This is a genomic window from Rhizobium lentis (assembly GCF_017352135.1).
Taxonomy (GTDB): Bacteria; Pseudomonadota; Alphaproteobacteria; order Rhizobiales; family Rhizobiaceae; genus Rhizobium; species Rhizobium lentis.
On record NZ_CP071454.1, the window covers coordinates 1,526,282 to 1,539,900 of the forward strand.

The window sequence follows — 13,619 nt, forward strand, 5'->3', positions numbered from 1 at the left end:
CTCTTTCCCTAACTCAGAGCGCTTCCGCGCCCGAAATGATTTCAATCAGTTCCTTGGTGATCTGAGCCTGACGCTGACGGTTGTAGCTCAGCGTCAGCTTGTTGATCATCTCACCGGCATTGCGCGTCGCATTGTCCATCGCGCTCATCTTGGCGCCCATCTCGCCCGCGACGTTCTCCAGGAGAGCGCGGAAGATCTGGACGGAGATATTGCGCGGGATCAGGTCATCGAGGATCGACGCCGGATCCGGCTCGTATTCGTAGACGGCGCCTGCATGTTCCGCATCCTCGGCCACAGCTTCCGGAGCCTTGGCCGGAATGAGCTGCTGCGCGGTCGGAACCTGGCTGATCACAGACTTGAATTCGGAGTAGAACAGCGTGCAGACGTCGAACTCGCCGGCAGCGAACATCTCGATGACGCGCTTGCCGATCTGGTCGGCATTCTCGAAACCGATCTTCTTGACTTCGCGCAGTTCCTTGCGCTCGATGATCAGCGACGCGTATTCACGCCGCAGGATGTCGTAGCCCTTCTTGCCGACGGTGAAGATCTTCACCGTCTTGCCCTCGGCAAGCAGCTTCCGGACATGGTCACGCGCAAAGCGCGCAATCTGCGAGTTGAAGCCGCCGCAAAGACCGCGTTCGGCCGTGCAGACCACCAGCAGATGGACCTGGTCCTTGCCGGTGCCGGTCATCAGCGCCGGCGCGCCATCCGCATCGGTGACGGCCTTGGCGATGTTCGCCAGAACCGCACCCATGCGCTGCGAATAGGGCCGGGCAGCCTCGGCCGCCTCCTGCGCACGCCGAAGCTTCGCCGCGGCGACCATCTTCATCGCCTTGGTGATCTTCTGCGTCGCCTTGACGGAGGCGATCCGGTTTTTCAGATCCTTAAGTGAAGGCATCCGTTATCCGTCCTAACTAGGCCCGATTACTGGAAAGACTTGGCGAAGCTATCGAGAGCAGCGGTGAGCTTGCCCCTGGTATCGTCGCTGATAGCCTTTTCCGTGCGGATCGCGTCGAGGATGGCAGAGCCTTCCGAACGCAGATAGGACAACAGGCCCTGCTCGAACTTGCCGACCTGAGCGACCGGAAGCTTGTCGAGATAGCCGTTGACGCCAGCGAAGATCACAGCGACCTGCTCTTCCGTCTTCAGCGGCGAGAACTGCGGCTGCTTCAGGAGCTCAGTCAGGCGTGCGCCGCGGTTCAAGAGGCGCTGCGTCGCAGCGTCGAGGTCCGAACCGAACTGGGCGAAGGCGGCCATTTCACGATACTGGGCAAGCTCACCCTTGATCGAACCGGCAACCTGCTTCATGGCCTTGATCTGGGCCGAGGAGCCGACGCGGGAAACCGACAGACCGACGTTAACAGCCGGGCGGATACCCTGATAGAACAGGTCGGTTTCAAGGAAGATCTGGCCGTCGGTGATCGAGATCACGTTAGTCGGAATGAAGGCCGAAACGTCGTTGCCCTGCGTTTCGATAACCGGCAGAGCGGTCAGCGAACCGGCGCCCTTGTCGTCGTTCATCTTTGCAGCGCGCTCGAGGAGACGCGAGTGCAGGTAGAAAACGTCGCCCGGATAGGCTTCGCGGCCCGGCGGGCGGCGCAGCAGCAGCGACATCTGACGATAGGCGACAGCCTGCTTGGACAGGTCGTCATAGCCGATCAGGGCATGCTGAGCGTTGTCGCGGAAATATTCGCCCATTGCGCAGCCTGCGAACGGAGCGAGGAACTGCATCGGAGCCGGATCGGAGGCCGTAGCGGCGACGATGATCGAGTACTTCAGGGCGCCGCGCTCTTCGAGAACCTTGACGAACTGGGCAACCGTGGAACGCTTCTGGCCGACGGCGACGTAAACGCAGTAGAGCTTATCGTTGTCGGGACCGTTGTCATGAATCGGCTTCTGGTTCAGGAAGGTGTCGAGCAGGATCGCGGTCTTGCCAGTCTGGCGGTCGCCGATAACGAGCTCGCGCTGGCCGCGACCGACCGGGATCAGGGCGTCGATGGCCTTGAGGCCGGTCGACATCGGCTCATGAACCGACTTGCGCGGAATGATGCCCGGGGCCTTGACGTCGACGCGCGCACGGCGGGTCGCGTTGATCGGGCCCTTGCCGTCGATCGGGTTGCCGAGAGCGTCGACGACGCGGCCAAGCAGCTCCGGACCGACCGGCACGTCGACGATGGCGCCGGTGCGCTTGACGGTGTCACCTTCCTTGATGTCGCGGTCGGAGCCGAAAATAACGACACCAACGTTGTCAGATTCAAGGTTCAGGGCCATGCCGCGGATGCCGCCGGGGAACTCGACCATTTCACCAGCCTGAACATTGTCCAGACCGTAAACGCGAGCGATACCGTCACCGACGGAGAGAACCTGGCCGACTTCCGAGACTTCTGCCTCTTTGCCGAAATTTTTGATCTGGTCTTTGAGAATTGCGGAAATTTCCGCGGCGCGGATATCCATCAGCCGACCTCTTTCAATGCAAGCTTAAGGGTAGAGAGTTTGGTACGAAGAGACGTATCAATCTGACGGGACCCGACCTTGACGATCAGACCACCAAGAATTGACGGATCAACCGTGACAGCAATTGCCACGTCTTTGCCGGTGACGCCCTTCAGCGCCGCCTTCAATTCATTTTCCTGCTCTGCGGAGAGAGCATGGGCCGAGGTGACCTCGGCAGAAATTTCGCCGCGATGATTGGCGGCGATCAGGCGGAAGGCCTTGATCATGCCCGGCAGGGCGAAGAGGCGGCGGTTGCGCGCCACGACCTTCAGGAAGTTGGCGAAGAAGCCCGAGATACCGGCCTTTTCACTGATGGCGACGATCGCCTTCAGCTGGTCCTCGGCAGAGAAAACGGGGCTCAGGATGAAACGCTTCAAATCATCGCTCTCATCCAGCATCGCCTGGAAACGGTCAAGGTCTGCAGTTACGGTAGCGACGGCACCCTCTTCGAGCGCCAGCTCGAAAAGCGACGAGGCATAGCGCTCTGCAACACCAGAAGTAAGCTGGGACGTGTCTGCCACTGGCACAAATTTCCCTGATTTCAATCCAAAATCCGGCTCTCGGCGGGCGCCGAACCTATGACCTTGAATTCGTTTTGATTTCCCCCAGAAATCACAAGAGAAGCCTCTTGCTTCTTCCGAAATTCGGGGTCCGTCTAACATAGGATGTTCGGACTCGCAACACGCGTAATGCCCGAATACGCCTTTCACATGAATTTCTGTCCGCAAAATTGCGCAATGACTTGGAAGCAGGCCGGAGAGGCCGCCCGCCGGCAGCGAAATTCACGCCTGGAAGAAGCCGAAAACATATAGCAGCGGCAATGCCGCCAGGGCGATGTGCACAACCAGGAGTAAATAGTTGACGATGTTACTCCCCTTATCGGACAGGATCGAGATGACACGAGCAAAGGCGGCCATGACAAAGGAAGCGCCGAGCGCCATGTAGATCCAGTTCTGGGCGAGCATGATGGCCGAAGCGCCGAAGCCGAGATAGAAACCGCCCATCGAGCGCGCTTCTCCAAAACCTTCCGGCCGTCCCTCCCGCGCCTGCAGGCCGAGAAGGCGCAGGGCGTGGCCCGGTGCGAACATCATGAGGAAGCCCGCCAGCGCCGTGAAGGCTGCAGAGCAGAACGCCAGCTGCTCGCCAAACTCGGTCGGAAAATAGAACTCCATGCACCGCCCCCAAATCACTCGTGAATCGCTGTTTTATGGCACGGGTCGAAAAGGGAGGAAATGGCGGAGTGGCCAGAAAAGCGGGCCGCTGGCAATCCATAGCCGGCTGGTAGCTAGAGAAAACTCTGCGGATCGATGTCGAGCTGCACCTGCACCGATCCGCGCTCCTTCGGCGATTGCGACAGCATCGCCCGCAGGAAACCCTGCATGTCCGAGTTCCGCCGCCCGTGCACCAGAAGGCGGAAGCGGTGGCGGCCGCGCACCAGTGCGAGCGGCGCTTCCGCTGGGCCGAGCACGGAGATGCCTGACACCTGCGGCGCGGCATTGCGCATGCCGCGCGCATGGTTTTCAGCGTCATGGCGGGTTTCGGCCGAAACGATGATCGAGGCGAGTCTGCCGAAGGGGGGAAGTGCCGCGCGTTCGCGTTCAGTAATCTCGCGCTCGTAGAAGGCGTCGGAATCGCCTGATACGATGGCTTGCATGACGGGATGCTGCGGCTGGTATGTCTGCAGCAGCCCGTGGCTCTTGAGGCCGGTGCGTCCGGCGCGGCCGGTCACCTGCGACAGAAGCTGGAAGGTGCGCTCCGCCGCGCGCGGATCGCCATTGGCAAGGCCGAGGTCGGCGTCGACGATGCCGACCAGCGTCATCAGCGGAAAATTGTGCCCCTTGGCGACGAGCTGGGTGCCGATGACGATATCCGCCTCGCCCTTGGCGATCGCTTCCAGTTCCAGCCGCAGCCGTTTCACCCCGCCCATGATATCCGAAGAGAGAACGATGGTCCGCGCCTCGGGGAAATGCCGTTCCACCTCTTCGGCGATGCGTTCGACACCCGGTCCGCAGGCGACGAGATGGTCGAGCGTGCCGCATTCCGGGCAGGCCTCCGGGGTGCGTTCGGCATGGCCGCATTGGTGGCATTGCAGCTGCTTGCGGAAGCGGTGCTCCACCAGCCAGCTCGAACATTGCGGGCACTGGAAACGGTGGCCGCACACCCGGCAGAGCGTCAGCGGCGCATAACCACGCCGGTTGAGAAAGAGCAGCGCCTGTTCGCGCCTTTCCACCGTCTTGCCAACCGCCCTGATCAAGACCGGCGACAGGAAGCCGCCCCGCTCCGGCGCGTGCCTGCGCATATCGACGAGATGCAGGTCCGGCAGCGCGGCGTCACCGAACCGCGTCGGCAGATGCACCGTAGTGTAGCGTCCGCTCTGTCCATTGACCTGGCTTTCGACCGATGGCGTCGCCGAAACCAGGATGACGGGAAAATCGCCGATGCGGCCGCGCACCACTGCCATGTCACGGGCATTGTAGAAGACGCGGTCCTCCTGTTTGTAGGCAGGATCGTGCTCCTCGTCGACGATGATGAGGCCGAGATCCTCGAAGGGCAGGAAGAGCGCCGAGCGCGCACCCGCCACGACGCGCACCTCGCCGGTCACCGCCTGGCGCCAGACTTTCTCGCGCATGCGCGGCGCGAGGTCGGAATGCCATTCGGCCGGCTTCGCGCCGAAGCGATCCTGAAAGCGATCCAGGAAACTTGCCGTCAGCGCAATCTCCGGCAGCAGGATAAGCACCTGCCTGCCGCGCCTCAGCGTCTCGGCGATCGCCTCGAAATACACCTCCGTCTTGCCAGATCCGGTCACCCCGTCGATCAGCGACACCGAGAATTCGCCCTTGCGCACGTCGCCGAGAATCTCTTCGGCAGCGTCTTTCTGCGGCCCTTCGAGACGGGCAGCGGCAAATTCGGGATCCGGCAGCGCCACGACCGGCGGAGGCGGCAGGAACACCGTCTCGAAGATACCGAGCGTGATCAGCCCGTCGACGACGCTCGTCGACACCCCTGCCGCATGCGCCAGACCGCTGCGCGTCCAGGACAAGCCGTTGGAGGCGGCATCGAGCACCCGGGCGCGCGCCGGCGTCATCCGCTCCGGTCGGCCGCCGACGAGTTTCAGCCCTTCCACCATCGGCTCCGGCTCGAAAGCGTTCGGCGCCCTCAGTGCCATGCGGGCGACGAGGCCGGGCGGCGAGAGCGTATAGGCCGCCACCCAGTCGATGAAATCCCGCATTTCCTTGGTAAGCGGTGGGCAGTCGAACACATGGCTGATCGGCCTGAGCTTCTTCGGATCGACGCCATCCTCGCCGCCGTCCCAGACGACGCCGATCACCTGCCGCGGCCCGAGCGGCACCTGCACGACCGAGCCCGGCGCGACCGCCATACCCTCCGGCACGGAATAAGAATAAGGCTTCGGCGCCGGCATCGGCACCAGCACCGGAACCGTTCGGTTCGCGGGCGGCGCCTCGAAAAGCGCGCCAAAAAGATCGGACGAATCTGTGCTCATCGCGGCAGACCATGCCCGCAAATCATTGGAATTGGAACCGCAAACACGCAGATGCGCGCCTGGCGGCGGACGTGGATGACGAAGGTTTGCCAAGATTGGCCGCACGCTGACGAAAGGGTTGCTGGGCGAGCGGTCGAGCGCATAGATTGCCGGACGATTTAATCGATCGCTGGATCGGAGAGATACGAAATGGCCCGACTAACCGAAGATGCCAAGGGCGTCTATGTGATTGCCGTAACACCCTTTACCGACGACGGTGCGCTCGATCTTGCCAGCATCGACAGCATGGTCGATTTCTACGAGGGCGCCGGCGTCACCGGCCTGACGGTGCTCGGCCAGCTCGGCGAAGCGCCGAAACTGACCGCCGAGGAATCGCGCCTGGTGGTCGAGCGCGTGCTGAAGCGCCTCGACGGGCGCCTTCCGGTTGTCGTCGGCGTATCGGCGCCGGGGCTTGCGCCGATGCGCGAACTCGCCGAAGCCGTCATGGGCGCGGGGGCCGCCGGCGTCATGGTCGCGCCGCCCTGGACCGTCAGGACCGATGACCAGGCCTTCGCCTTCTACCAGACGGTCGGCGAGGCGCTTGATGACACCCCCTTCGTGCTGCAGGACTATCCGCTCACCACCAATGTGACGATCGCGCTTGGTGTCATCGAGCGCATCGTCAACGCTGTTCCCAATTGCGTCATGCTGAAGCACGAGGATTGGCCTGGTCTTGCAAAAATCACAGCGCTTCGCGCCGCCAGCGACAAGGGCGCCATGCGGCGCATCTCGATCCTCTGCGGCAATGGCGGACTCTTCCTGCCCGAAGAGATGGGGCGCGGCGCAGACGGCGCCATGACCGGCTTCTGCTATCCGGAGATGATGGTCGACGTCGTCGAGGCCCATGCTGCCGGCAATCCAGATCGCGCCCATGAGATCTTCGACGCATACCTGCCGCTCGCCCGCTATGAACAGCAGCAGGGCATCGGCCTCGCCTGCCGCAAATATGTCCTTGCCAAACGCGGCGTGATCAAATCCGCCGCGCTGCGCAAGCCGGGCGCCAAACTTTCCACGCTCGATATTGGCGATGTCGAGCGGCTGCTGGCGCGCCAGGCCATCCGCCTCAAGGAGATCGGCGCATGACGGCCGGCAAGAGTTACGATTTCATCATCGCCGGCGGTGGATCCGCCGCATGCGTTGCGGCCATGCGCCTGGTGCGCGATTTCGGTTTTTCGGTGCTGATCATCGAGCGCGGACCGCGTGATACCGCGCGGCTGATGTCCTTTCCCGCCGGCTACATGAAATATCTCGCCCGCGACGATTTTCTCGAAATGCACCATACGGCACCGCAGCCCCTGCTCGGAGGACGCGGCCCCATCGTCCCCGTCGCAAAAGCACTTGGTGGTGGCAGCGCCGTCAACGCCATGGTCTATATGCGCGGCCAGAAAGAGGATTACGACGGCTGGGCCGCCTATCTCGGCAACGAAAGGGAATGGTCCTACGGGGACATGCTCCCACACTTCAAGGATATTGAAGCCAACAGCCGTTTCAACGACCGGTATCACGGCATTTCCGGCGATCTCAGAGTTTCCGAGCCGCGCCATATCTCCGATACGACCGAGGATTTCATCCTGGCGGCGCAAGGGCTCGGCCATCCCTACAATCCTGACTTCAACGGCGTCCGGCAGAACGGCGTCGGCATTATGCAGCATACTTTCGCGCAGTGGGGCAGGCGGATCGCGCGATCGGACGCCAAGAAGGCGTTTCTCGATCCGCTCGCGGGCGACACCAGGCTTACGATCGTCACGCAGGCGCGGGTCGATCGTATTCTTGTCGAAAACGGCCGCGCCGTCGGCGTCGCCTACACCAGCAATGGCGAGAGCCAGAGGGCGTCGGCCAACCGCGAGGTGCTTGTCGCGGCCGGCACTTACAACAGCGCCAAGCTGATGATGCTTTCAGGCATCGGCGCGGCCGACCATCTTCGCGAGCACGGCATTGCCGTTGTCGCCGATCTTCCCGGCGTCGGCGCCAATCTCCAGGACCATCACGAGGTGCCGGTCATCGCCTCGACGAAGTCGAAATCCGGCTATTTCGGCGAGGACCGTGGCTGGCCGATGATCCGCAACGGCCTGCAATATCTGCTGTTCAATTCCGGCCCTGTCACCACGACCGGCATCGAAGCCTGCCTGTTCTACGACCCCGATGGCGGCGAGCGTCCGACGATCCAGCTCTATTGCGCGCCGATCGTCTATCTCGACCGCGACGTCTCATCGGCAAAGCCGACGTACGGGGTGACGTTCACCTCCTGCCTGCTGAGGCCGAAGGCGCGCGGCAGTGTCAGGCTACGCTCGGCCAATCCGGCCGACCAGCCACTGGTCGATTGCAATTTCTTCGGCGATCCCGAGGATCTGCGCCTGACCCTCGCCTCGTTGAAGACGGCGCGCCGGCTTCTGGAAACCGAACCCTTCAAGGGCAAGATCGCCGAGGAGATTCTGCCGGGACGGTCGCTTCAGGATGAGCAGTCGCTGGCGAAATTCGCCGGGCAGACGGTCAAGACCAACTACCATCCTTCCGGCAGCTTGAGGATGGGGCCGCAGAGTGATCCGATGTCGGTCGTCGACGGCAGGTTGCGCGTGCGCGGCGTGGATGGGCTGAGGGTGATCGATTGCTCGATCATCCCTTTCATTCCGTCGGGCAACACCAACGCCCCGGCCATGGCGATCGGATCGAAGGCCGCGAGCATGATCGCCGCAGATCACCGGTCAAGCTGACGAAGATGTCTAAACGGCGACAACCGGAATCTCGGGACGCACGACCGCAGCCGGTAGACCGGCCGGCACGAAGGTCGCGTCGCCATCGGCTGCCATGTCGTGCACCGTATGTTTCTCCAGCGCCTTCGTCACCTCGTTTAGGTCGCCGTCCAGATGTTCGGCGGGGATGAGATTGCCGATGACGAAATCGAAGCGGTCGCCGCGTTTGTTCAAGAGCTCGTGAAACACGGTCATGTCGCGAAGCTCCGTCGACCATTTCGCCAGCCAATAGAACAGGCCGGAATTGCGCGCCGTCATATGCACGGGCAGGATCGGCAGATTATATTTGCGCGCCAGCCCGACGGCCGAGGTCTTCCAGGGGCGTTCGTTCAGCCGGCCGTTCGCCCAATAGGCGATGCGGCCCGAGGGAAAAAGCACCGTCGCCTTGCCTTCCCTCACCGCATGATTTGTCAGTTGCAGCGTCTCGCGCGCCTTGAGCTTGCTCTTGTGCTCCTCCCGCCATTCGACAGGAATGATCATCTCCGCAAAGCGCGGATTGACACGGATCGCATCGCGATTGGCAAAGAACATCATATCCGGCCGGCGCGCTTTCAGGAGATCGAAGACGGCAACACCGTCGGCAATGCCGGTCGGGTGGTTGCTGACGAGGATGAAGCCGCCTGTATCGGGAATGCGTTCGCCATGGGTTATGCCGATGTCGAGTTTGAGCACGTCACTCAGATATTCGAACGATTGGAAGCCCGGCATATTGGCAACCGCGTTGGCGAATTCGATCGCCTTGTTGTAGCGCAAAAGCGTATAGAGGAAAGGTCGCATGACCGGCCAAAGCGGATTCTTGACGATCCTCCGGCCGCGTTCGGCAATCAGCGTATCGACGATATGACCTGGCTTTCCCTGTGAAACGAGAGCGATCGCTTCCGCGAGCTGTCCGAAAGCCGTCATGGAGTCGCGCCGTGCCATGAAAGATCCTGTCTATGGGCTAGAAGCTATCGCAGTACAATATGATCGAAGGATGACAAAGCCTTGGCCGGCATTAGCAATTCCATAACCGTTCCCGTTTCAAGATTGGCGACCTTAGGGGCAAATTCAAGGCCGTGACGTGAACGAACTATTGGTTATCGCCGATCCGCGCCTGATGGCGGAACGCGCCGCGTGGCTCGAAAACCTCGCTCGCGAGCGTCGCCTTTCCGAGCACACGCTCGATGCCTATGAGCGTGACACCCGCCAGTTCCTGACCTTCCTCACCGGCCACCTCGCCGGGCCCGCGACGCTCGGCGATATCCGGGAATTGCGCCCTGCCGATTTCCGCGCCTTTCTCGCGGCCCGGCGCAAACAGGGCTCCGGCGCCCGCTCGCTCGGCCGCAATCTTGCGGGCCTGCGCTCGCTGCTGCGTCATCTTGAAAAGAAGGGCCTGGTCAATGCCGCCGGCGCCGGCGCCATACGCTCGCCGAAGCAGCCGAAATCGCTGCCCAAGCCGCTGTCGGACACGCAGGCGATCACCGTCGTCAGCAACGAGGCTCAGCTCCATGACGAACCGTGGATCGCCGCGCGCGATGCTGCGGTCTTGACGCTGCTCTACGGCTGTGGCCTACGCATCTCCGAAGCCCTCGATCTCATTCCTTCCGACCTGCCGAACGGCGCGACGACGCTGCGCATCACCGGCAAGGGCAACAAGACACGGTTGGTGCCGCTGCTCTCAGTGGTTCTCGACGCGGTCGAAAAATACCGCGCGCTCTGCCCCTACGATCTTGAAAGCAGCGAGCCGCTGTTTCGCGGCGCCCGCGGCGGCAAGCTGCAGCCGGCGATCATCCAGCGCAGCATGCAGAAGATGCGGAGCGCCCTCGGCCTGCCGGAGACGGCAACGCCACATGCATTGCGCCACTCCTTCGCCACGCACCTGCTTGCCGGCGGTGGCGATCTGCGGACGATTCAGGAATTGCTCGGCCATGCCAGCCTTTCCACAACGCAGGTCTATACCGGCGTCGATGCGTCGCGCTTGCTTGAGGTGTATGATAGGGCGCATCCGCGCGCGTAATGCATCTCGCCCAAAGGTGCGCAACGGTTTTGAGGCGACGACAAGCGGTACGACAGCTTCAATCTTTCGTTAACGCATTCTCTTAAGCGAATATGCGCAAGCCGGGGGTAGAGCATGAAGCTTACAAGGCCTGTGATGGGAACACGCATCATGACGATATCAATCGGCCGCCGGACGTTTCATCTCATGGCGCCGGGCAATCTGCTGCTCTGGCTGATCGCAGCCTTTCACATGCTGCTTCTCGCGGCCCTGTTTGCCGCCCTTTTGACTGCTCGACCGGCAATGGCCGCCGACGAGTCCTGCACCGGCCGCAACCTGGTGGTCGAGCTGCAGCAGAACGACCCAACCCGCTATGCCGCGGCGGTCAAGGAAGCCGAGGCGACGCCGAACGGCCAGGGCATTTTCTGGAAGATCGAAAAGTCGGGACTTGCCCCCTCCTGGCTGCTCGGCAGCATGCATGTCACCGATCCACGCGTGCTGGCCCTGCCGCCGCGCGCCCAGGCCGCCCACGACGGCGCCGATACGATCATCATCGAATCCGACGAGATCCTCGATGAGCGCAAAGCCACCGCCGCCCTGCTCGCAAGGCCCGAACTGACGATGTTCACCGACGGCACGACGATCGACAAGCTGCTCTCGCCCGAGGATTACAAGCGCCTCGAAGCCGGCCTCAAGCAGCGCGGCATTCCGCTCGGCGCCGTCTCCCGCATGCGGCCCTGGATGATCTCGAGCGCCGTTGCCCTCCCGGCTTGCGAGATCGCCCGCAAGGCGAAAGGCGTGAAATTCCTCGACCAGAAGATCGCGGCCGATGCTGCTGCCGAAGGCAAAACAGTCAAGGGACTGGAAACCCTTGCCGAGCAAATCCAGGCCATGGCCGACCTGCCGATCGAATTCCATCTAAAGTCGCTGATCGAAACGCTGGAACTCGGCGACAAGATGAACGACGTCGTCGAAACGATGACCGATCTCTATCTCTCCGGCGATATCGCCATGACCATGCCGATGCTGAAGACCCTAACGCCGGAAGGCGAAGGCGAAACCAGCGACTACGCCGCCTTCGAACAACGTGTCATCCTCGACCGCAACAAGCTGATGGCCGAGCGCGCGGCGCCCATTCTCGACGGCGGCAACGTCTTCATGGCCGTCGGCGCCCTGCATCTGCCCGGTAAGGACGGCGTTATCGAACTGCTGCGCAAGCAGGGCTTTACCGTCAACGCGGTGAACTGAACCTGTCGGCAATCAGCCAAGCGACATGCGGCGCAACACATCGCTTTTCCAACAGACTGAGACTGTAACGCATGACGGACGGCTGCTGAATTCCTGATCTCCGTGGCATCCCGGACTCGGCGATACCAAGTAGAACAGCCGCTTGCCTTCCGGCAAGCGGCTGCGCGCTTCATTACGAAAAATGCAAGTTTTACATATGGATCGGCTTGAAGAAGGTCGCGAGCGCGGCCTCCTTTACGGCTTCCGACATCGTCGGATGGGCGTGGCAGGTGCGGCCGAGATCTTCGGAAGAGCCGCCGAATTCCATCAGCACGGCGATCTCGTGGATCATCTCGCCGGCGCCGAAGCCGACGATATGGCCGCCGAGCACCCGGTCGGTCTCCTTATCGGCGAGGATCTTGACGAAGCCGTCGGTCGCGAGCATCGCACGAGCGCGGCCGTTTGCGGTGAATGGAAACTTTCCGACCTTGTAGGCGACGCCTGCCGCCTTCAGCTCTTCCTCGGTCTTGCCGACCGAAGCGATTTCCGGCTGTGTGTAAACGACGCTCGGAACGACCTCGTAGTTCACATGGCCATGCTGGCCGGCGAGGATTTCAGCGAGCGCCACACCCTCGTCTTCCGCCTTGTGCGCCAGCATCGGGCCCTTGACCACGTCGCCGATCGCATAGATGCCGGCGACATTGGTCTTGAAGTGGTCGTCGATCTCGACGCGGCCGCGATTGTCGAGCGCCACACCGGCTTCTTCTAGCCCGAGGCCCGATGTGTAGGGCTTGCGGCCGGTGGCGATCAGCACGACTTCGGCCTCGAGCGTCATCTTCTCGCCGCCCTTGACCGGCTCGAAGGTGACCTTGGCGCCCTTGTCGCCCTTTTCGACGCCGGTCACCTTGGCGCTGAGATTGAAATCGATGCCCTGCTTGGCGAGCATGCGCTGGAACTGCTTGGAGACTTCGCCGTCCATGCCGCCGAGGATGGTGTCGAGATATTCGACGACGGTGACCTTGGCGCCGAGGCGCGACCAGACCGAGCCGAGTTCGAGGCCGATGACGCCGCCGCCGACGACGATCAGCGTTTCCGGCACCTTCTCCAGCGCAATGCCGCCGGTGGAGGAAATGATGGTTTTCTCATCGATCTCGACGTGCACACCGGGAATGCCGGCGACGTCGGAACCGGTGGCGATCACGATATTCTTGCCCTCGATCTCCTGCACTGTGCCGTCCTCGGCAGTGACGGAAACCTTGCCGGCCGAGACGATCTTGCCGGTGCCCTTGATGGCATCGATCTTGTTCTTCTTGAAGAGGAAGGCGACGCCGTCGACATTTGCCTTCACCGTCGCATCCTTGTGCGCCATCATATTGCCAAGGTTGAGCGTCGGGGCCGGAACATCGATCCCGAGCGCGCCCAGTCCGTGACCGGCCTGATGGAACATTTCGGAAGCATGCAGCAGCGCCTTCGACGGAATGCAGCCGACGTTGAGGCAGGTGCCGCCATAGGTCGCCCGCTTTTCGACGACGGCGACCTTGAGGCCGAGCTGGGCCGCCTTGACGGCGCAAACGTAGCCGCCCGGGCCGGTTCCGATAATGATCACATCGTAAGACATTGCTTTTTTCCCTTT

At 62.2% G+C, this 13,619-nt stretch carries 11 protein-coding genes; 4 read left to right on the forward strand and 7 right to left on the reverse strand.

Annotated features, from left to right (window positions below; genetic code table 11):
* Positions 1-13: 13 nt before the first annotated feature.
* The 5 genes from J0663_RS07325 to J0663_RS07345 all read right to left on the reverse strand — a co-directional run bounded on the left by J0663_RS07325 (position 14) and on the right by J0663_RS07345 (position 5,995).
* Complete coding sequence (locus tag J0663_RS07325; protein ID WP_207243765.1) at positions 14-898, reverse strand: F0F1 ATP synthase subunit gamma; 885 nt, start codon at positions 896-898, stop codon at positions 14-16.
* Positions 899-924: 26 nt separating this feature from the next.
* Entirely contained in the window at positions 925-2,454 is a 1,530-nt protein-coding gene (gene atpA, locus J0663_RS07330) for a F0F1 ATP synthase subunit alpha (protein ID WP_008527976.1), read from the reverse strand.
* The gene (locus J0663_RS07335; protein ID WP_085779690.1) at positions 2,454-3,020 is read right to left on the reverse strand and encodes a F0F1 ATP synthase subunit delta; all 567 of its coding nucleotides are present in this window, start codon (positions 3,018-3,020) and stop codon (positions 2,454-2,456) included. Before J0663_RS07335 ends, atpA begins: the two co-directional genes overlap by 1 nt.
* Positions 3,021-3,275: 255 nt before the next feature.
* Positions 3,276-3,665, reverse strand: a complete 390-nt coding sequence (locus J0663_RS07340; protein ID WP_207243766.1) for an AGROH133_08824 family phage infection protein — start codon at positions 3,663-3,665, stop codon at positions 3,276-3,278.
* A 113-nt stretch (positions 3,666-3,778) separates the two neighbouring features.
* Positions 3,779-5,995 (reverse strand): primosomal protein N', encoded by a 2,217-nt coding sequence (locus J0663_RS07345; RefSeq protein WP_207243767.1) that lies wholly within the window; start codon positions 5,993-5,995, stop codon positions 3,779-3,781.
* A 189-nt stretch (positions 5,996-6,184) separates the two neighbouring features.
* Between J0663_RS07345 and J0663_RS07350 the strand changes: the two genes are divergently transcribed.
* Together J0663_RS07350 and J0663_RS07355 are read left to right on the forward strand one after the other, a co-directional pair.
* Positions 6,185-7,117 (forward strand): dihydrodipicolinate synthase family protein, encoded by a 933-nt coding sequence (locus tag J0663_RS07350; protein WP_207243768.1) that lies wholly within the window; start codon positions 6,185-6,187, stop codon positions 7,115-7,117.
* The gene (locus tag J0663_RS07355) at positions 7,114-8,745 is read left to right on the forward strand and encodes a GMC family oxidoreductase (RefSeq protein ID WP_207243769.1); all 1,632 of its coding nucleotides are present in this window, start codon (positions 7,114-7,116) and stop codon (positions 8,743-8,745) included. The genes J0663_RS07350 and J0663_RS07355 overlap by 4 nt, the downstream gene beginning before the upstream one ends.
* A 9-nt stretch (positions 8,746-8,754) precedes the next feature.
* Here J0663_RS07355 and J0663_RS07360 read toward each other — a convergent pair whose 3' ends face one another.
* Positions 8,755-9,705, reverse strand: a complete 951-nt coding sequence (locus tag J0663_RS07360) for a GNAT family N-acetyltransferase (RefSeq protein WP_207243770.1) — start codon at positions 9,703-9,705, stop codon at positions 8,755-8,757.
* 139 nt (positions 9,706-9,844) lie between these two features.
* Here J0663_RS07360 and J0663_RS07365 point away from each other — a divergent pair, with 139 nt between their 5' ends.
* Positions 9,845-10,780 (forward strand): tyrosine recombinase XerC, encoded by a 936-nt coding sequence (locus tag J0663_RS07365; RefSeq protein WP_207243771.1) that lies wholly within the window; start codon positions 9,845-9,847, stop codon positions 10,778-10,780.
* Positions 10,781-10,930: 150 nt separating this feature from the next.
* Positions 10,931-12,007: a TraB/GumN family protein gene (locus tag J0663_RS07370; RefSeq protein ID WP_207243772.1), complete on the forward strand. Its 1,077-nt coding sequence runs from the start codon at positions 10,931-10,933 to the stop codon at positions 12,005-12,007.
* 190 nt (positions 12,008-12,197) lie between these two features.
* Here the strand turns inward: J0663_RS07370 and lpdA are convergent, their stop codons facing one another.
* Complete coding sequence (lpdA, locus tag J0663_RS07375; protein ID WP_207243773.1) at positions 12,198-13,604, reverse strand: dihydrolipoyl dehydrogenase; 1,407 nt, start codon at positions 13,602-13,604, stop codon at positions 12,198-12,200.
* Between the last annotated feature and the right edge of the window lie 15 nt (positions 13,605-13,619).

What these genes read in the sequence shown, in the direction of transcription:
- J0663_RS07325 (WP_207243765.1), bottom strand. Translation starts at nt 898, where the DNA reads ATGCCTTCACTTAAGGATCTGAAAAACCGGATCGCCTCCGTCAAGGCG.
- atpA (WP_008527976.1), bottom strand. Translation starts at nt 2,454, where the DNA reads ATGGATATCCGCGCCGCGGAAATTTCCGCAATTCTCAAAGACCAGATC.
- J0663_RS07340 (WP_207243766.1), bottom strand. Translation starts at nt 3,665, where the DNA reads ATGGAGTTCTATTTTCCGACCGAGTTTGGCGAGCAGCTGGCGTTCTGC.
- J0663_RS07345 (WP_207243767.1), bottom strand. Translation starts at nt 5,995, where the DNA reads ATGAGCACAGATTCGTCCGATCTTTTTGGCGCGCTTTTCGAGGCGCCG.
- J0663_RS07350 (WP_207243768.1), top strand. Translation starts at nt 6,185, where the DNA reads ATGGCCCGACTAACCGAAGATGCCAAGGGCGTCTATGTGATTGCCGTA.
- J0663_RS07355 (WP_207243769.1), top strand. Translation starts at nt 7,114, where the DNA reads ATGACGGCCGGCAAGAGTTACGATTTCATCATCGCCGGCGGTGGATCC.
- J0663_RS07360 (WP_207243770.1), bottom strand. Translation starts at nt 9,705, where the DNA reads ATGGCACGGCGCGACTCCATGACGGCTTTCGGACAGCTCGCGGAAGCG.
- J0663_RS07370 (WP_207243772.1), top strand. Translation starts at nt 10,931, where the DNA reads ATGACGATATCAATCGGCCGCCGGACGTTTCATCTCATGGCGCCGGGC.
- lpdA (WP_207243773.1), bottom strand. Translation starts at nt 13,604, where the DNA reads ATGTCTTACGATGTGATCATTATCGGAACCGGCCCGGGCGGCTACGTT.